Below are 18703 nucleotides of genomic sequence, written 5' to 3'. Positions count from 1 at the left end.
TTTTGTTATATAATTATACAAAAAAAGAACATCTCTCTACCAGAAATGTTCTGAAAACTGGGGTAGCTGGATTCGAACCAACGCATGACGGAGTCAAAGTCCGTTGCCTTACCGCTTGGCTATACCCCAAAAAGAAAATGGAGGAAAGTGGATTCGAACCACTGAACCCTAAGGAACGGATTTACAGTCCGTCGCGTTTAGCCACTTCGCTATTCCTCCAAAAAGTCATTGTCGCTGTAACGACCTGACTTAGTTATAATACAATCTTTTCCAGAAAAAAGCAACCCTTTTTTTAAAAAAATTGTTATTTATTTTTTATTCACTTAAATTCCATTGACGAATAATTGTTTCAAAGGCTTCGTCCAGATTTTTTGCTGTACCTTCTTGCTTGCCATCAATTTCAATGATGAATTTTTTATCATTTTGCGGAATGACACGACCGATTTCTTTTTTACCAATAAATAATTTGTTCATTAAAACATTTGCTCCATTGTATTGGGCTTTTTCTTCTTCAACACGTACTTCAATATCTTTATTCTTTTTTGACATCTCTATCCCTCCAAGAACTCTATGTTATCAGAATCTTTGAAACAAAACAAGCACTCGCTATTTCTCTGTCAGATTGCTCGTTTATCGTTTCAATGCAGCATTAAGGAGTAACGAAATGCGATTCGCTACTCCTCAAAGACTGATTTCTATTCTTTTTCTGAACCTTCTGTTGCATGATAGTTCACGCTATTTGAGGTACCTTTTTTAGAAAAGTTTTCAATTAGCTCTTTCACGTCGAGGCCCGTTGTTTCTTTTAGTGTTTCTTGTGTACCAGCCAACAAATTTGTTGCATAATTTGTAATACGGTTGGCGCCAGAATTTTCGCCACCTGCGCCTGTATCTACCACTGAAATCTTGTCGATGTTGCCCAATGGTTGTGCTGCTTCTTTCATTAATTGTGGCAACATTTCCATCACCATACTTAACACAGCTGCTTCACCATATTCTTTGAAGGCATCAGCAATCTTTTGTTTGGCTTCGGCTTCCGCTGCACCACGAGCTAAAATAGCTTCGGCTTGCGCTTGACCTGTTAAACGCGTTTTGTTGGCTTCCGCTTCGGCTAATGCTTCAACTTTGAAGCGTTCTGCTTCGGCTTCTGCCACTTCGCGTGCCTTTTGAGCAAGAGCTTCTTGTTCGCGTGCGTAACGATCTGCATCGGCTTTTTTCTTCACTTCTGAGTCGTATTGTTTTTCACGACGCGTAATTTCTTTTTCTTCTAACTCAATTTGTTTTTGACGTTCAACGACTTTGACTTCCATTTCTTGTTCCACCACGTGTTGTTGTGCACGCGCGCTTTCCAAGTTATAGGCTTGGTCTGCTTTGGCTTTGGCAATATCTTGTTCTTGTTTGTATAACGCTAATTTCAATTCTTTTTCTTTTGAAGCTTCTGCAATTTCTGTTTGACGTTGCAATTCCGCTTGTTGTGATTCTTTTTCTGCTTCTGCTTTTTTGATGCGAGTTTCTTTCAAGGCTTCTGCTTCTGCAATATCTGCATCACGTTTAACTTGAGCGATTCTTGGTTTCCCTAATGAATCCAAGTATCCATTTTTATCACGAACTTCTTTAATTGTGAACGACACAATAACTAAGCCCATTTTAGCTAAGTCAACACTGGCAACTTCTTGTACACTTTGGCTAAATTTATCACGATTTTGGTAAATTTCTTCCACTGTCATTGAACCTAAAATCGAACGTAAATGTCCTTCTAATACTTCACGTGCTTCATTTTCTAATTCTTCCGTTGTTTTTCCTAAAAATTGTTCCGCTGCTGTCGCAATTTCTTCAACTGACGAACCAATTTTAATGATTGATGTCCCATCACACATCACAGGAACCCCTTGTTCTGTGTACACTTCTGGTGTGGAAACATCTAATTTACTTGAAAGCAAACTAATTCGATTTGAACGTTGGAACACTGGTAAGACAAACGCACCACCGCCACGAACGATTTTAATTTTGTTGCCACCTTCGTCTACATGAACATTTTTAGAGCCTAGATAGCTCCCGCTGATAATTAACGCTTCATCAGGTTTGGCTGTCTGATATTTAGAAACAAACACAATTAATAACATTAATAATACTAAAACTGCAATAATAATCGGTAACAAAATCCCCATTTTCTTCTCTCCTACTCTATATTTTTAGACTGCCTTCGTAAGGAATGACATAACAAACCCGTTCTTTCAATTCAATAATCAATACCTCACTACCTCTTGGCGCAGCCACTTCTTGTGGCACATAAAATGCTGCTGGTCGACTTAACGAACCTGTGACACTCTTCAATTGAATCTCGCCCATTCCCCGGACAGGAATTGGGGTAATCACAGTAGCAACACGACCCTCCATGTCTTTTTCCGAAATAGAAATTGTGGCCTCCGAATTTTTCAAAGGGACCAACACATAAAAATTTAGGAAGAAAACAATAATGGTTGAAAGAATACCACTGACAATTAAAATAAGCCAACTATTCACCGCTGTTAATTCTTCCCCAAGGTACCCAAACAGCGAGGTAAAAGCAATCCATGGAATAATCAGCATTGGGTCAACCGGTCCATCAAAATTAAAAACATCCCCAAAAATAATTAGTAAAAAAGCGAGGACCGCGCTCCCCACTAATGCATAAAAATAAACCGTTTCCAATGGTAGACCTTCTAACACTTTTCCCACACTCCTTTCTGTGCTATAACCTAGTAATAGTGTACCAATTTTTAAATAAAAAGAGTAGTAATTTCCAAATAAATCTCAAAAGATACATCTTAAGACCTATTTTTTCTTAATAAAAGAAGCAGCAATAAACGAGCAGCCCTAGAATTATCGAACTTCTACGGACTCCTCGTTTTTTAAAATGTGCTATTCATTTGATTTTAACGCTTCAATCATATTGATTTTCTTCAATTTCCGATGCATAATGACCATCACAAACAACGTGAAACACATGGTGATGACTGCGGAATACAGATAACTTGGCCAATGAATAATTGGCGAAAACATAATTAAATCAACTTCAACGGTTGCTAAAATATACTGATGCAAAATTTTCCCAAAGAAGCAGCCAACAATAATACCAATGAACGTTAAAATAATGTTTTCACGGTAAACATAGGTGGTGACTTCACGATCGTAAAACCCTAAAACCTTAATCGTGGAAAGTTCTCGAATCCGTTCAGAAACATTAATGTTGGTTAAATTATATAACACAATTAACGCTAAAGAACCAGAAACAGCAATTAGTACCCAAATGACAATATCAAGGCTTTTCAGCATATCATCAAACGAACCTTTCATCGCAGTTAAAAACGTAATGTTCAACACTTTCGGCTGTTTTGTCAACGCCTCTCCGATTGAGGTTTCTTGTTTTGAGGATAACTTTTTGTCAAAAAGTAGGAATTCTGTATTATACTCCGGCTTCTGTTTCGTCATCGTCTGGTAGAGTTTCGGCGTCATATAGACAAAATGACCCGTGTAGTTCTCTGCAATCGCGGCAATTTTCACGTGATAGGTTTGATTATCACTATTTTCTAAATTTAATTGATCTCCGACTTTATAGCCAAATAATTTAGCTAATTTTTCATTAATGATTACACCGTCATCGTTGAGGGAATATTTTTCTCCAGTGACTCGATCATTAAATAATTGAAAATCAGCCATTTTCGAAGGATCTTGTGGCACATAAAGAGTAATATTTTGAGTTGGTGCGCCTTTGCCCTTCGTTTTAAAGATTTCTGAATATAACGGAATTGTTTTATTCAAACCATCCATTTTGCGCAACGTTTCTTGATACTCTTTTGTCTCTTCAGGTGTTGTTTGCTCTTTAAAAGTCACGACTGCTTGGTAATGCCAGATTTTATTAAATTGAATTGTAGCGACATCCACAATTGAATCGCGTAAACCAAAACCAACAATTAACAGCCCCATACAACCAGCTATTCCGATAACGGTCATCAGCATCCGTCGTTTATAGCGGAACAGATTTCTAGCGGTCACTTTTTGAATAAAGCTCATGCGTTGCCATAAAGGGCGGATTCGTTCTAGTAAAATCCGTTGGCCTGCTTTCGGCGCTTTGGGTCTTAGCAAGGTAGCTGGGGTACTTAATAAATCGATTCTTAATGTCACTAAGGCCGCTCCCACAGTACAAGCTAAGGCTACAATGATGCCCCATAAACTGTAATTTAAGTACCACGGTGTAACTAAATCAGGAATATTGTACATTTGACCGTAGGCATCAAAAATTATTTTAGGGAATAGATAATAGCCAACTGCCAATCCTAATAATGCACCTGTTAAGCTGGCAACCGTTGCATAGGTAATAAAAATCGAAGCAATTTCACGATTACGATAACCTAAAGCTTTCAAACTACCAATTTCCATTCTTTTTTCTTCAACCATACGTGTCATGGTAGTTAAGCTGACTAATGCCGCAATTAGGAAAAAGAACAACGGGAACAGCGTGGCTAAAGAAGAAATCCGATCAGCGTTATCTTGATATTCAGAAAATCCTGGATTGTCTTCCCTAGTAAAATAATAATACGTTGGGGCTTTCAAATTGGCTAGCTCTGTTTCTTTTTCAGCCAACAGTTGTTCTTGTTTAGCCAATTCGTCTTTTTGCTTTTCAAGCATCTCAGCTGGAATTCCTGGTTGTTGCTCCAACTGCGCAAGTGCTTGTTTTCCCGTTTCCAGCGCTTGCCGACCTTGGTTAATGTCCGGCTGAGCCGAATCACGCAGAGCCGCAACCTGTTCTTCTGGCCGATTTTTCAGTGCCTCTTTTACTTGATTTAAGGCCTGCTCTCTTTTCTTTTCATAATCAGAGGAATACGTATTTTGATGTTTTAATGAACGAAATGAGATTAGCAATTCTGGATACCGTTGACTGTCAAAGGCTTTTTCCGAAACCACGCCAAAAAAGTTTAACGTTCCAGACCCGACCGTTGTGGTTCCCCTGGATGTATTATCAATATATTCTGGTGAATTGATAAATCCAACAACAGTAAAATGAGTTTGTTTCAGCCCTTTTTCTTTAATCGCTGCATCGTTTAAAGTGATTTTATCACCCATTTTATAGTCATATCTAGTTTTCGCTAATGTATCTAATGCAATTTCATTTGTTTGTTTAGGTAACCGACCGTCAACTACTTGATAGTTAACCGATCCTGCTTGATTTTTTCGATAGCCAAACAATTTTACTGCATTATTTTGCGGCCCAATCGTGGCATCTATTGTATACCGCGGCACAACTGTTTCGACATCTTTTAAAGACTGTAGTGTTGTTAAATCTTTCTTTTCCAGTCCCATTGTAGAAATTATTCGCGCATCTGGAAGCTGCTCTTTCTGGTAATAATTATTCGCGGTTTTAATCATATCTGGTCCAGTAGCTTTCAAACCAACAAAGACCATTACACCAAGGAAAATAATCCCCATAATCGATAAAAATCGTGTAGTAGATTGTCTAATTTCACGTAAGCTTGTTTTAATTAGCGCTGTTTTCTTCATTTTAGGCACCTACCATTCAATTTCAGCAACCAATTTAGGCTGATCATTCACAGTCATTTCGCGAACTTTCGCATCATTAATTCGAATTACCCGATCGGCCATTTCTGCAATGGCTGAATTGTGGGTAATAATTAAGACGGTCGTTCCAGTTTCACGAGCAGTGTTTTGCAAAATGGTTAAAATTTGTTTCCCTGTTTCATAATCCAGCGCTCCTGTCGGTTCATCACATAAAAGTAACTTGGGCTTTTTAGCAATCGCACGGGCGATGGTTACTCGTTGTTGTTCACCACCAGAAAGTTGCGCTGGAAAATTATCTAAACGTTCCCCTAAACCCACCGATTGTAAAACATTGGTCGAATCCAACGCATCCGCAACGATTTGCGAAGCCAATTCGACATTTTCTTTTGCCGTTAAATTTGGGACTAAATTGTAAAATTGGAAAACAAACCCGACATCATTTCGTCGATAAGTGGTTAATTGTTTCTCTGAAAACTGAGCGATATCTGTGCCATCAATAATAATTTCCCCTTCATCACAGCTGTCCATTCCACCAAGAATATTTAAAACAGTTGATTTTCCAGCACCGCTGGGGCCTAAAATAACCGCTACTTCTCCTTTTTCCACTTCAAAAGAAATGCCGTCATTCGCAGTAATAGTTGTCTCTCCCATTTGGTAACGCTTGTATTCATTTTTGACTTCAATATAGGCCATCCACTATCCCTTCCCTTCTACATTAAAATAGTAACATATCTGAGAAAACAAGTCTTTCAAAGAAAAGCCTTTTTTGATTTTTTAGCAAATTTACGTATAATAGAAAAGATGGTCCACTTAAATTTGGACTATTGCAAGTATAAAATTAGAGGAGCACGTTATGGCAAACAGAAAGAAGAAACCACCATTTAATTCAACCATCATGCTGATTGGCGCATTAATCATTTTAATTTTAGGCGCGGTTGGCGTTAAAGTTCCTGATGCTTTACAAGATTTATTTAATGTTCAACCACAAACAACCACCCCTTCAAGCACACCAGCACCAAAAGGAGATAATCCCGGACCCATCGAAAATGGTAAAGCCACATTTTCAGCAGAGGAATTAAAGGATAACTCAAACGGCTGGATTACTTATCATTCTCTAGATCGTCTAAAACGAGCGACAGGCGCTGATGCGCTATTAAAACCCGCAATGGTCAATACAGGAACTTCCGCTAATAAAGATATTCGACCAGCTGGTTTCATTTCAGGAAAAGCTAATCATTCGCGTGGCCACCTAATCGGCCGTCAAATGGGAGGCAGTGGTGATGATCCACGTAACTTAACCACCTTGTATCAGAATCCTGTCAACACTCCTTATATGACGAAATATGAAAATCAGATTCGGGCAGCTCTTAATCGCGGCGAAACCGTTCGCTATCGCGTGACACCTGTATATAACGGAAACGATTTGTTGGCTGAAAAAATCATCTTAGAAGCCAAAAGCCTTAAAACAAATTCACCCATTGATTTTTCAGTAACTATTTTAAACAAACAATAAGGAGGAACTTTCATTGGATTTTGAACAGCTAAAAGAAACATTACCCGATGCAAAACCACAAACATTTTTGCAAGCAATCCTCTCTCAACCTCAAGAAGAGGATGCTGAATTAACTTTCAGTGAAGAAATTGATGAACAGTTTGTCGAAAATTGTAAATTTTTAGCCTCTCCAGAAACCATTTCTGAAACAGATGTGGAACATTGGCGCGAACAAGAATTTTTAGTTGTCGCCCAAAGTTTAGATGGCGATTATCTAGCAGGCACCCTAGAGCAAACCTTTGTGATTCCTAGCTCCCTTTACAAAGAGGATATTGAGCAATTTGACAAGCAATTAATCGATTTTTTTATTGCCTACGAGAACAAAGAAATCACTTCTGCGATTTTACCAAAAGAATTATAAAAAAAGCTTGCGGATAAATTTCCGCAAGCTTTTTCTTGTGTCTTATGCTCGATAACGTTCTACGCCATCTAAATAAGTGGCTGCTAATTCCATGGTTGGTTCTAATACGATAAAGTCAGCATCGCGACCATTTGCAATCATGCCACATTGATCATCAATTTTACAGCTAATCGCAGGAACTAATGAAGCCATCATAATTGCTTGTGCAGGTGTTGCAATACCCCAATCAACTACATTTTTAATTGCTTCTTTTAGTTTTAAAATACTACCTGCTAAGTTCCCAGTATCCAAACGAGCCGTTCCTTCTGCTACCACAACAGGAAATTCACCTAAATTATAGTTGCCATCTGGCATACCGCCAGCCATCATGCAGTCTGTAATTAACGCAACGTGATCATGGCCCGCTTTTTCCATCAATACTTCAGCCGCTTGCGGATGTACATGGTGTCCATCACAAATTAATTCAGAGAAAACGTGTTGTAACGTTAACAATGCACCAACCATCCCTGGTTCACGGTGATTTAAGCCGCGCATCCCATTATATGCATGAACAAAAACGCTAGCGCCTGCTTCAACTGCCACATCAGCTTCTTCTAAGGTCGCATTACTATGGCCTAAAGCAACAACGACACCTTCATCTGTAACGGTTTCAACAAATTCTTTCACACCATTACGTTCTGGTGCCAACGCAATTTTCTTAATAATTCCGCCTGAAGCTTCTTGCCATTCGTGGAATGTATCAAGGTCTGGATCTCCAAAATAACTTGGATTTTGTGCGCCTTTATGTTCTTCAGTAAAGAAAGGTCCTTCAAAGTAAATCCCTTGAATTTTTGCACCAGGTACTTCTTGGTAGACTTGACCAATCGTACGTGCAACGTCTGTTAAACGTTCTTTACTTGAAGTTAACGTTGTTGGTAAAAATGAAGTTACACCACAAGATAATAAGCCTTCAGACATCACTTTAATGCCTTCTGCATCGTTATCCATTACGTCATGATTCATGTAACCATGAATATGAGTATCGACTAAACCTGGGGCAATCCATTTGCCTTCCTCACGAATAATTTTTACGTCCCCTTGCGGTTCATCTTTTGTATAATTACCAAAGATACCATCCGTGATTTCTAAATAACCAGGTCCTTTAACATCGCTTTTTAAAAAGAACTTGTCTGCAAAGATAAATGTTTTCATCTTCATCCTTCTTTCTTTATTTTACTTACTTCAAAAGTACTCTTAATCAGTACAAAAGTCAAGAAATGGTGTAGACCTTTTAAGCAATTCTGAGGATTTTTTAAAGATTGCCACTTTCCACATTTTTCATTTGTTGTGCTAAGTTCAGATAACGTTCTGCTTCTTCGTGTTTATTCTTTCTCATTAAAACTAAATATTTTAGATTTAATAATTCACTTAAATAATAATAACTATTTTTTTTGCGGGCCCAAGTAATTCCTTGATCCACATAAATTTCGGCATCTTTTTCTGTATAATTTTTAAATAAGAAATCAGCATAATTAAAAAATATTTTCGTTAACTCTGCATTACTGCGTTCATTTGGCAATTGATTAAAATAATGAATACTCAAACTTAAAAATCGTTCTGCTTCTACTCGATTGCCCATGTAACCATAAGTGGCACCTAGACAACTAATTAATTGAATCTCTAAATCAGAAACATTTAACTTATCGGCTTTATAGGTGAAAGATAACCCTTTACGCAAGCTAGCAATAGCTTTTTCATAATCATTTAGAACAAACAATTCACAACTACCTAAATAATAATAATATTTTTGCCAGTCCGTATCTAAATACAATTGTTCTTCAATACGATTTTCCTTTAAATAATTTAATAATAATTGATATTTTTTATGGCGAAAATATTCAGCCATTTTTTCAAATGAATACGTAACAACGTGCACATCACCAGATTTATAACGCATAATCTGATCAACAGTCACACCTAAACGATCACAAAGTTGTTGCATTACGAGAACGTTTGGCAACTCTTCATTGTTTTCAATGCGACTTAAAACGCTTTGCGAACAGATGTCTTCTGATAACATTTTCTGTGTCAATTTTCTATTTTTTCTAATTTCTTTAATAACTGCACCTAAAGAATTCATCACAATAGCTCCTATTTATATCGGCCATTTTCCTTGCAAAATGGGGATTTTGTCAAAATATGCGAATTCGCATTATGCTTTTATTGTACTTTATTGCATAATATACTGCAAGAACATTATCTAAGGTTTTCTTAGAAAATAAATAGGTTCATTTTTATTAAAAAGGAGTGTTATTGTATGGCCGAAGAGAAAAAGGTTCACTTCATTTGGGAAAAAACAAATTATTCAGGCTTTGTGGAGAAGGAGTATGAAAATTCTTATCTCATCGTAGTAGCAAATCCTAGTCCTGATATGGAAGAAAAATATACCAACCGAATGATTATTAGTAAAAAAGCATGTGAAACCGCAGAATAGTATTGTTGATAAAACAAGAACTACCAAAAAATAGCTTCGTTAGAGGCTATTTTTTGGTAGTTCTTTTATTTTTGTTTGTAGGTACTTAAAAATTCACGCATTTTATCTGCTGTAGTTTTTAAGTCTTCCATCTTCGGTAAATAAACAATACGGAAGTGATCTGGTTGTTGCCAGTTGAACCCACCACCATGGACTAATAAAATATGATGTTTGTGTAAGAAATCTAAAACAAATTTTTCATCATCATAAATGTCAAATTTGGCCGTATCAATTTTCGGAAAAATATAGAAAGCTGCTTTAGGCTTCACGGCTGATAAACCAGGAATATCATTTATCGCATTGTAAATAAATTCTCGTTGTTCGTAAATTCTGCCACCTGGCAAAAGTAAACCATCGACACTTTGATAGCCACCTAATGCAGTTTGAATGATTTGTTGTGACAACACATTTGAGCATAACCGCATGGAAGCAAGCATATTTAGCCCTTCGATATACCCTTTTACTCGTGATTTATCTCCACTTAACACCATCCAACCGCATCGGAAGCCTGCCACTCGATGTGATTTTGACAAACCATTCAATGTTACGACAAATAAATCAGGAGCTAATGTAGCAATCGGTACATGAACCAAACCGTCCATGACCAAGCGATCATAAATTTCATCGGAGTAAATAATTAAATCATTTTGACGTGCCACTTCGACAATTTCTAGTAATAACTCTTTCGGATATAAAGCACCAGTCGGATTATTGGGATTGATAATAACGATTGCTTTTGTATTCGAAGTTATTTTTGATTTTATATCATCAATGTCTGGATACCATTCTGCTTGCTCATCACAAATATAATGAACGGGTGTACCGCCCGCCAAAGAAACAGATGCAGTCCATAAAGGATAGTCTGGCATTGGCACAAGTACTTCATCGCCGTTATTTAACAAGCCTTGCATACACATGGTAATTAGTTCACTCACGCCATTACCAGTGTAAATATCATTAATCGTTACATTAGGAAATTTTTTTAATTGGCAATATTGTTCAATCGCTTTTCTTGCAGAAAAAATACCTTTTGAATCGGAATAACCTTCTGAATCGCGAACATTTACAATCATGTCGCGCACAATTTCATTTGGGGCATCAAAACCAAATGGCGCTGGATTCCCTGTATTTAATTTCAAAATACGTATGCCCTCTTCTTGCATGCGTTCTGCTTCTTCTAAAACAGGACCACGGACATCGTAACTTACGTTATTTAATTTATCGGATTTTTTAAAATTTCTCACACGGACTCCCTCGCTTCACAAATTTATACTCTAAAGTTACGCCAACTATAATGAAAAAGCAATAATAAATATCAGAATTTAATAAAAAATTGATGGTTTTTCCGTAATAAACAAGAGCGTGGGACAAAAATCACTTTGGATTTTTGCTCCACGCTCAAAAACTGATAAACGGCGGGAACAGAAGCAACTCCTTCTTATTTCTCGGAGTTAAACACTTCTGTCCCGACCTCTTGTTATACTAGTTGATGCAGATGATGGGACTCGAACCCACACGGACATCTGTCCACATGACCCTCAATCATGCTTGTCTGCCAATTCCAACACATCTGCATTTTAAGAGCACTTATTTATCCTAAAATAATTACTGGTCTTTGTCAAGATAACAAAGACCAGAATTGTTAGATTTGTTCTTTTTTCGCTTGCCAGGACAAACGCCCATGACATTTTCCGCAGACATATCGTGTCGTATCAATTCGTCGTTTTCTGAGGATGACTTCTCCACAAGACTGACATTGGTACTGATGGAAAACTGCTTTTTTCCGTTCTACTAAAGGCGGTGCATAACGGGCACCGCCAGTCTTAGCCAATAACTCTTTAAAGTCCTTATCTTTATGCTGATAGCCTTTGCCAGCTAAATGTAAATGATAGTGACATAACTCATGCTTAATGACTTTTTCCAGTTCCTCTTGTCCATACTTTAAAAAGACAGTTGGATTAAAATCCAGGTGATGCGAAGCTAAATGATAGCGACCGCCCGTAGTTTTTAACCGCCGATTAAATGTAGCTTGATGCAGAAAAGGTTTCTGAAAAAATACGATTGAAATTTTTTCCACTAGCGTTTGAAGCGCTTGATCTGTCATCAAGACTGGTTGAGACTCTTTCATTGTTACTCTTTTCTATCAGCCCGAGGCAACATGGTTAAACTAATACGCCCCTTTTTCAAGTCAACATCTTCTACCCAAACTGTGACTACATCCCCCACCGCAACAACATCCGTTGGGTGCTTAACAAATTTAGTACTTAACTTAGAAATGTGGACTAAGCCATCTTGCTTCACACCAATATCGACAAACGCACCAAAGTCAATTACGTTTCGAACAGTCCCTTGCATTTCCATTCCTGGTTTCAAATCTTCCATCGTCAACACGTCTTTACGTAAAAGTGGTGCTGACATCTCATCGCGCATATCACGACCTGGTTGGATTAAACTAGCAATAATATCCGTGAGTGTTTCTGAACCTACTTCTAACTCAGTAGCTAATTGATTCACTGGTAACTGTTTCAATTTTTCGATAGCTTCTGCTGTCCCTAATTCTTTAGAAGCAATCTCTGCTTTTTCTAAAATTGCTTGTGCTACTGGATAACTTTCTGGGTGAATGCCAGTGTTATCTAACACATTTTTGCCATTAGGAATTCGTAAAAAGCCAATTGCTTGTTCAAATGCTTTTGGTCCTAAACGAGGTACTTTTTTGACTTGATTTCGTGCTGTAAAGACACCATTTTCATCACGATAAGTGACTAAGTTTTGCGCCGTTGTTTTATTTAAGCCAGAAATATGTTGTAAAAGTTGAGCACTCGCTGTATTCACATCAACACCAACTTGGTTTACCGCAGTTTCTACAACAAAATCCAATTGCTCGGCAAGACGTTTTTGCGATACGTCATGCTGATATTGACCGACCCCGACTGCTTTGGGATCAATTTTTACTAATTCTGCCAACGGATCTTGCAAACGACGTGCAATGCTGACCGCACTTCGTTCTTCGACTTGTAAATCAGGAAACTCTTTACGAGCCACTTCACTCGCAGAGTAAACGGAAGCCCCTGCTTCATTAACAATCACGTAAAAGACGTCACGCTTCACCGCTTTTAATTGCTCTGCCACAAACAATTCAGATTCACGACTTGCCGTTCCGTTTCCAATAGCTACCATGTCCACTTGATAGTCTTCAATGATCTTTTTAAAGGCTGGACCAGCGGCTTCACGTTTCGCAGCAGTCGCTGGTTTATGTGGATAAATCACTTGAATTGCTAAAACTTTACCAGTTTCATCGACAACTGCTAATTTACAGCCTGTCCGATAAGCCGGGTCAAATCCTAGAACAACTTTTCCTTTAAGTGGTGACTGTAATAATAAATTACGTAAATTTTCACCGAAAATTGCAATCGCTTGTTCATCAGCTTTTTCTGTTAATTCATTGCGAATCTCCCGTTCAATCGCTGGTCCAATGAATCGTTTATAGCTATCTAAATAAGCAGCCTCAATGTATGGAGCAGCTAAACTTGTTGCTTGCTTGCCGATTAGTTGACGTTGGAAATAATCATTAATTTTTGTTTCATCAGCGACAAGGGAAACCTTTAAAATGTCTTCTTTTTCACCACGATTCGTTGCTAAGACACGGTGCGGCACCATTTTGCTAACTGGTTCTGCAAAATCGTAATACATTTCATAGGTCCGCTTTTCGTCTTTTTCTTCATCCTTAACTACGCTAACGTATTGCGCATGCTTAACCATATAATCACGTAACCATGTTCGGTATTTTGGTTCATCGCTAATACGTTCTGCTAAAATTTCATGAGCACCTTGCAAGGCTATCTCGGCGGTTGCAACTTCTTTTTCTTCATTAATAAAAGTAGCCGCTTTGGCTAAGATATCCGCGTTTTCAGGTAAAGAGAGCAACCAATCTGCTAATGGTTCCAACCCTTTTTCTTTCGCGATAGTCGCTTTGGTCCGACGTTTTTGTTTATATGGTCGATACAAATCTTCCACTTGTTGCATTTTTACTGCTTTTTGAATATCTGTTTTGAGTTCTTTTGTTAGTTTTCCTTGCTCTTCAATTAAACGGAGAACTTCTTCTTTCCGCTTTTTCAAGTTTTGTAAATAATGATAACGTTCTTCTATTTCACGGATTTGGACTTCATCTAAACTTCCAGTCATTTCTTTCCGGTAACGGGCAATAAAAGGAACTGTATTTCCTTCATTTAATAAAGTTAAAACCGTTGTTATTTGTTTTGAACGATACGTTGTCAATTCTTTTTGAAGTAGCGCTACTACTTCTTCGTTATAAGCTTCTGCCATTAACTAGATACCTCTTTTCTTATGCATACTTATCTATTTTAGCATATTTTTGCTTCTAAATATAGAAGTGAGGTAACTGATTCATACGATTAAGGAATCAAAATTCTGGTTGCCACGCAGGGGTGCGTTTTTGATATTCGATATCTTGGACAATGCCTTTTTCATTAAAAATCACACCATGCACAGAGCCACCAAAAATAGCACCACCATCTATCCCAATTTTTCCATCACTTTGCCAAAGGTCCGTGGTCTGCATATCACCATGTAACATCGGAGTAATGGTATGACCAAAAACAATGGTCTTGCCTGTATTATTTTTCCCTTGATGAAAGGGTTCGCGAATCCACAAAAAATCCTTAGGTGCTGTTTGCCGCCAATCTTCCATCGTTAAATCAACCCCAGCATGCACAAATAAGTAATGCTGCCATTCAAAATAAAGTGGTCGTTTTGTTAAAAAATCAATTAACTCTGGATAGCGACTACGGATCATTAAGGCCATTTCTGTTGGTGAGTATTCTGCAGTAGCTCCTGGATGCAAGAGGCTTTCAATTGTTTCCTTGCCACCATTGCGAACATATCCTGCAAACCAGTCCTCTGGATTTTGAAGAAACTGCAAAAAATATTCTTCATGATTGCCTCGTAAATAAACAGCGCCGTGTTGCTCGACAAGTTCTTTTCCTTTGAGAAAACAGGCTTTAGAATCCGAACCACGGTCGTTTAAATCACCAATTAAAACTAGCTGATGCTCGACTGGGTCATAGTCTGTGAGTAAGGCATCAAACAAATCTGCTTGTCCATGAATATCACTGATTACATAAACATATGGTTTCATAAATAAGCCCTCCTAACTTGCTTATATTAAGTATACGCTAAATTTTAAAATATTCTCGTAAAATGTTTGGAAATAAAAAACGAAAATAGGACATAAGTCAAAACGACTTATGTCCCACTCTCTAAATCTTAAAATAATCAGTTGAACAAAAGCAGCACCTACAATTACTCGTTGCAATTTAGCCTTCGAGAGTGATGAACACTTGGAGCTAACTGCTTTTGTCTCTGACTCGTTTGGTTTATTTTTTCTTCTTACCGCCAAACGCATCTTTCATTTTATCAAAGAAGCCTTCTTCTTGTTGTTCAGTTACATTTTGTCCGCCAGCTTTTGCAAAAGCTCGTAGGGCATCCTTTTGTTCTTCATTAAGATTTTTTGGTGTTATTAATTTCACTTTCACGTGTTGATCACCATTGCCCCCACCACGTAAACGTGGCGCACCTTTGCCTCTTAAGCGGAAGTTTGTGCCAGTTTGTGTTCCAGCCGGAATTTTTAATTTCACGTCACCATGAACAGTTGGGACAGTTACTTCGTCCCCTAGAGCCGCTTGGACGAAACTTACTGGTAAATCATAGTAGATTTCTGCGCCATCTCGATCGAAAATATCACTATCTTCAACACGAAAGACTACATATAAATCACCATAAGGTCCACCATTGGTACCCGCTTCTCCTTGGTTAGCTAAGCGCATTTGTTGACCGTCTTCTACTCCAGCAGGCACATTTACTTTGACAGTATGTGCTTTTTTCTCATGACCTGTGCCATGACAAGTTGGACATGGTTCTTTGATTTCTTTCCCTGTGCCATGACACACATCACAAGTTTGACGACTCATCATACGACCTAATGGCGTTTGACGTTCAACATTGATTGTTCCAGAGCCATGACATTTATGACAAGTTTCTGGGTGTGTGCCTGGTTTGGCGCCATTACCGCCACAGGTTGCACAAGTATCTTCTCGATTGTACTTAATCTCTTTTTCGACACCGAAAATAGCTTCTTCAAATTTCAATTGAATTGTATATTGTAAATCGGCGCCTTGTCTTGGTGCATTTGGATCAACAGAACGGCCACCGCCGCCAAAGAATGAATCGAAAATATCTTCGAATCCACCAAAACCACTACTGCTAAATCCGCCGCCACCGAAACCGCCAAAGCCACCAGCGCCGCCACCGTAATTAGGATCAGTTCCTGCATGGCCATATTGGTCATAGGCCGCTTTTTTCTGTGGATCACTTAATACTTCATACGCTTCAGAAACTTCTTTAAATTTTTCTTCCGCATCGGCTTCTTTGTTAATATCTGGATGGTACTTTTTGGAAAGTTTGCGGTATGCTTTTTTAATTTCATCATCTGAAGCACCTTTTGCTAATCCTAGCACTTCATAATAATCTCGTTTCGTCGCCATTGACTTCCCTCCAACTTTCTTCAAACTTTACAATGTGTTTAGAACCAGCCAAATTCATCGATTGCTTTCGGTCTCTCTGGTTGGATTATCTGTCACACCTTGAATCAGTGTTACTAGCTGTGAATAGGTATTTTCAGCTTGTTTAACATCGTTGTAATCATACCACAGTTCTTTCAAAACCTAAATAGTTTCTTGCTAACTTGATTGTGGTTGATTTTCTCACAAAAGACAAGGGACTGGGACATTAGTCATTGTACTAATGATCCAGTCCCTAAAATCAATTGTTATTGATTATTTGTCATCACCATTTACTTCTTCAAAATCAGCATCAACAACATCATCAGCGCCACCTTGAGCAGCTTCAGGATTTTCTTGTGCTTGTTGTTGCGCAGCTTGTTCGTAAAGTTTTACTGTTAAGTTTTGGACGATTTCATTTAATGAATCACGTTTTGCTTTCATTTGTTCGATATCGTTTGCTTCGATGGCTGCTTTTAATTCATCACGCGCATCTTCTGCTTTTTTCACTTCTTCAGCATCTACTTTGCCTTCTAATTCTTTCAATGTTTTATCAACAGTGAATAATAAAGCATCTGCATCGTTACGTAAGTCAACTTCTTCTTTACGTTGTTTATCTGCTTCAGCGTTTGCTTCAGCATCTTTCACCATACGTTCGATTTCATCATCAGATAAACCTGAAGAAGATTTAATCGTGATTGTTTGTTCTTTTTGAGTGCCTAAGTCTTTCGCACGAACATTTACAATCCCGTTTTTATCAATGTCAAAGCTTACTTCAATTTGTGGCACACCACGAGGAGCTGCAGGAATATCTGTTAATTGGAAACGACCTAATGTTTTATTATCAGCGGCCATTGGACGTTCACCTTGTAAAACGTGAATATCAACAGCTGGTTGATTGTCAGCAGCAGTTGAGAATACTTGTGATTTACTTGTTGGAATCGTAGTGTTACGATCAATTAATTTTGTAAATACGCCACCCATTGTTTCAATCCCTAATGACAACGGTGTTACGTCTAATAAGACAACGTCTTTAACATCACCAGTGATTACACCACCTTGGATTGCAGCACCCATTGCTACTACTTCGTCAGGGTTAACTGATTTGTTTGGTTCTTTGTTTGTTTCTTTGCGAACAGCTTCAACTACAGCTGGAATACGTGTTGAACCACCAACTAGGATAACTTCGTCGATTTCAGAAGGATTTAATCCAGCATCTTTTAAGGCTTGACGTACTGGTACTTTTGTACGTTCAACTAAATCACTTGTTAATTCATCAAATTTTGCACGAGTTAAGTTCATTTCTAAGTGCAATGGTCCTGCTTCGCCAGCAGTAATAAATGGCAAGCTGATTTGTGTGCTTGTTACACCTGATAAGTCTTTTTTCGCTTTTTCAGCAGCATCTTTCAAACGTTGTAATGCCATTTTATCGTTAGCTAAGTCAATGCCATTTTCTTTTTTAAATTCTGCAACCATGTAGTCAATGATCTTATTATCAAAGTCATCCCCACCTAGGTTGTTATCACCGGCTGTTGATAATACATCGAAAACGCCATCGCCTAATTCAAGGATTGACACGTCGAATGTACCACCACCAAGGTCAAAGACAAGAATTTTTTCATCTTTGTCTGTTTTATCTAAGCCATAAGCTAAAGCTGCTGCTGTTGGTTCGTTAACGATCCGTTCTACTTCTAAACCAGCAATTTTACCAGCATCTTTTGTTGCTTGACGTTGCGCATCGTTGAAATATGCAGGAACTGTAATAACTGCTTTTTCAACTTTTTCACCTAAATAGTCTTCAGCAAAACCTTTTAAATATTGTAAGATCATTGCAGAAACTTCTTGTGGTGTATATGATTTTCCTTCAACATCAACTTTGTAGCCAGCTTCACCCATGTGACGTTTAATAGATGAAATCGTGTTAGGATTTGTAACAGCTTGACGTTTTGCTACTTCGCCCACTTGAATTTCACCGTTTTTGAATGAAACGACCGAAGGAGTTGTGCGGTTACCTTCTGGGTTTGCAATAATTTTCGCTTCGCCGCCTTCTAGTACTGCGACAGCTGAGTTTGTTGTTCCTAAGTCAATACCAATAATTTTACTCATAGTGAATATCTCCAATCTGTATTAGTTTTCTATAATAATATATT

General features: G+C 38.0%; 17 protein-coding genes and 3 tRNA genes. 3 read left to right on the top strand and 17 right to left on the bottom strand.

The annotated features are described in order from the left end of the window. Positions 1–57: 57 nt before the first annotated feature. The 7 genes from IGL32_RS05310 to IGL32_RS05280 all read right to left on the bottom strand — a co-directional run bounded on the left by IGL32_RS05310 (position 58) and on the right by IGL32_RS05280 (position 6246). Positions 58–129: transfer RNA gene (locus tag IGL32_RS05310), tRNA-Gln, on the bottom strand. 9 nt (positions 130–138) lie between these two features. After that, positions 139–219 (bottom strand) — tRNA-Tyr (locus tag IGL32_RS05305). Positions 220–315: 96 nt separating this feature from the next. Further along, positions 316–549: a DUF2969 domain-containing protein gene (locus IGL32_RS05300; RefSeq protein ID WP_002357806.1), complete on the bottom strand. Its 234-nt coding sequence runs from the start codon at positions 547–549 to the stop codon at positions 316–318. Positions 550–695: 146 nt separating this feature from the next. Further along, positions 696–2165 carry a flotillin family protein gene (locus IGL32_RS05295; RefSeq protein ID WP_002357808.1) on the bottom strand — a complete coding sequence of 490 codons (1470 nt, stop codon included), beginning with the start codon at positions 2163–2165 and terminating at the stop codon, positions 696–698. Positions 2166–2181: 16 nt separating this feature from the next. After that, positions 2182–2715: a hypothetical protein gene (locus IGL32_RS05290; RefSeq protein ID WP_002357809.1), complete on the bottom strand. Its 534-nt coding sequence runs from the start codon at positions 2713–2715 to the stop codon at positions 2182–2184. A 183-nt stretch (positions 2716–2898) separates the two neighbouring features. Continuing rightward, positions 2899–5535 carry an FtsX-like permease family protein gene (locus tag IGL32_RS05285; protein WP_010706591.1) on the bottom strand — a complete coding sequence of 879 codons (2637 nt, stop codon included), beginning with the start codon at positions 5533–5535 and terminating at the stop codon, positions 2899–2901. A gap of 9 nt (positions 5536–5544) precedes the next feature. Next, positions 5545–6246 carry an ABC transporter ATP-binding protein gene (locus IGL32_RS05280; protein ID WP_002363831.1) on the bottom strand — a complete coding sequence of 234 codons (702 nt, stop codon included), beginning with the start codon at positions 6244–6246 and terminating at the stop codon, positions 5545–5547. 160 nt (positions 6247–6406) lie between these two features. On the opposite strand from IGL32_RS05280, the gene IGL32_RS05275 reads away from it, so the two are divergent. Both IGL32_RS05275 and IGL32_RS05270 read left to right on the top strand, forming a co-directional pair. Then, entirely contained in the window at positions 6407–7066 is a 660-nt protein-coding gene (locus tag IGL32_RS05275) for a DNA/RNA non-specific endonuclease (RefSeq protein ID WP_002382251.1), read from the top strand. Between the two features lie 13 nt (positions 7067–7079). Next, positions 7080–7466, top strand: coding sequence for a hypothetical protein (locus IGL32_RS05270; RefSeq protein WP_002357813.1), 387 nt, complete (start codon positions 7080–7082; stop codon positions 7464–7466). Positions 7467–7508: 42 nt separating this feature from the next. Here the strand turns inward: IGL32_RS05270 and nagA are convergent, their stop codons facing one another. Next, a complete protein-coding gene (gene nagA / locus IGL32_RS05265) occupies positions 7509–8657 on the bottom strand; it encodes an N-acetylglucosamine-6-phosphate deacetylase (protein WP_002357814.1) in 1149 nt (382 codons plus the stop codon). A 100-nt stretch (positions 8658–8757) separates the two neighbouring features. After that, entirely contained in the window at positions 8758–9585 is an 828-nt protein-coding gene (locus IGL32_RS05260) for a helix-turn-helix domain-containing protein (RefSeq protein WP_002381942.1), read from the bottom strand. A 177-nt stretch (positions 9586–9762) separates the two neighbouring features. On the opposite strand from IGL32_RS05260, the gene IGL32_RS05255 reads away from it, so the two are divergent. Next, positions 9763–9939: a hypothetical protein gene (locus IGL32_RS05255; RefSeq protein ID WP_002357816.1), complete on the top strand. Its 177-nt coding sequence runs from the start codon at positions 9763–9765 to the stop codon at positions 9937–9939. 65 nt (positions 9940–10004) lie between these two features. Here IGL32_RS05255 and IGL32_RS05250 read toward each other — a convergent pair whose 3' ends face one another. The 8 genes from IGL32_RS05250 to dnaK form a co-directional block, all read right to left on the bottom strand. Beyond that, complete coding sequence (locus tag IGL32_RS05250) at positions 10005–11222, bottom strand: pyridoxal phosphate-dependent aminotransferase (RefSeq protein ID WP_002382249.1); 1218 nt, start codon at positions 11220–11222, stop codon at positions 10005–10007. A 246-nt stretch (positions 11223–11468) separates the two neighbouring features. Further along, a tRNA-Leu gene (locus tag IGL32_RS05245) sits at positions 11469–11552 on the bottom strand. Between the two features lie 68 nt (positions 11553–11620). After that, positions 11621–12082, bottom strand: coding sequence for a SprT family protein (locus IGL32_RS05240; protein ID WP_002365561.1), 462 nt, complete (start codon positions 12080–12082; stop codon positions 11621–11623). A gap of 26 nt (positions 12083–12108) precedes the next feature. Next, positions 12109–14301, bottom strand: coding sequence for a Tex family protein (locus IGL32_RS05235; protein ID WP_002366578.1), 2193 nt, complete (start codon positions 14299–14301; stop codon positions 12109–12111). A gap of 97 nt (positions 14302–14398) precedes the next feature. Next, complete coding sequence (locus tag IGL32_RS05230) at positions 14399–15133, bottom strand: metallophosphoesterase family protein (protein WP_002379384.1); 735 nt, start codon at positions 15131–15133, stop codon at positions 14399–14401. Positions 15134–15371: 238 nt separating this feature from the next. Further along, complete coding sequence (gene dnaJ, locus IGL32_RS05225) at positions 15372–16538, bottom strand: molecular chaperone DnaJ (protein ID WP_002361704.1); 1167 nt, start codon at positions 16536–16538, stop codon at positions 15372–15374. A gap of 54 nt (positions 16539–16592) precedes the next feature. Then, positions 16593–16715, bottom strand: a complete 123-nt coding sequence (locus IGL32_RS05220) for a hypothetical protein (RefSeq protein WP_002357824.1) — start codon at positions 16713–16715, stop codon at positions 16593–16595. A gap of 114 nt (positions 16716–16829) precedes the next feature. After that, positions 16830–18659, bottom strand: coding sequence for a molecular chaperone DnaK (dnaK, locus tag IGL32_RS05215; protein WP_002357825.1), 1830 nt, complete (start codon positions 18657–18659; stop codon positions 16830–16832). Positions 18660–18703 lie beyond the last annotated feature (44 nt).

The sequence above is a fragment of the Enterococcus sp. AZ035 genome (assembly GCF_050548325.1).
GTDB lineage: Bacteria > Bacillota > Bacilli > Lactobacillales > Enterococcaceae > Enterococcus > Enterococcus faecalis.
The sequence above is the reverse complement of the archived record's forward strand: the minus strand, read 5'-3'. Positions and strand labels throughout refer to the sequence as shown.

What these genes read in the sequence shown, in the direction of transcription:
- IGL32_RS05300 (WP_002357806.1), bottom strand. Translation starts at nt 549, where the DNA reads ATGTCAAAAAAGAATAAAGATATTGAAGTACGTGTTGAAGAAGAAAAA.
- IGL32_RS05295 (WP_002357808.1), bottom strand. Translation starts at nt 2,165, where the DNA reads ATGGGGATTTTGTTACCGATTATTATTGCAGTTTTAGTATTATTAATG.
- IGL32_RS05285 (WP_010706591.1), bottom strand. Translation starts at nt 5,535, where the DNA reads ATGAAGAAAACAGCGCTAATTAAAACAAGCTTACGTGAAATTAGACAA.
- IGL32_RS05280 (WP_002363831.1), bottom strand. Translation starts at nt 6,246, where the DNA reads ATGGCCTATATTGAAGTCAAAAATGAATACAAGCGTTACCAAATGGGA.
- IGL32_RS05275 (WP_002382251.1), top strand. Translation starts at nt 6,407, where the DNA reads ATGGCAAACAGAAAGAAGAAACCACCATTTAATTCAACCATCATGCTG.
- nagA (WP_002357814.1), bottom strand. Translation starts at nt 8,657, where the DNA reads ATGAAAACATTTATCTTTGCAGACAAGTTCTTTTTAAAAAGCGATGTT.
- IGL32_RS05260 (WP_002381942.1), bottom strand. Translation starts at nt 9,585, where the DNA reads ATGAATTCTTTAGGTGCAGTTATTAAAGAAATTAGAAAAAATAGAAAA.
- IGL32_RS05255 (WP_002357816.1), top strand. Translation starts at nt 9,763, where the DNA reads ATGGCCGAAGAGAAAAAGGTTCACTTCATTTGGGAAAAAACAAATTAT.
- IGL32_RS05240 (WP_002365561.1), bottom strand. Translation starts at nt 12,082, where the DNA reads ATGACAGATCAAGCGCTTCAAACGCTAGTGGAAAAAATTTCAATCGTA.
- IGL32_RS05235 (WP_002366578.1), bottom strand. Translation starts at nt 14,301, where the DNA reads ATGGCAGAAGCTTATAACGAAGAAGTAGTAGCGCTACTTCAAAAAGAA.
- IGL32_RS05230 (WP_002379384.1), bottom strand. Translation starts at nt 15,133, where the DNA reads ATGAAACCATATGTTTATGTAATCAGTGATATTCATGGACAAGCAGAT.
- dnaJ (WP_002361704.1), bottom strand. Translation starts at nt 16,538, where the DNA reads ATGGCGACGAAACGAGATTATTATGAAGTGCTAGGATTAGCAAAAGGT.
- dnaK (WP_002357825.1), bottom strand. Translation starts at nt 18,659, where the DNA reads ATGAGTAAAATTATTGGTATTGACTTAGGAACAACAAACTCAGCTGTC.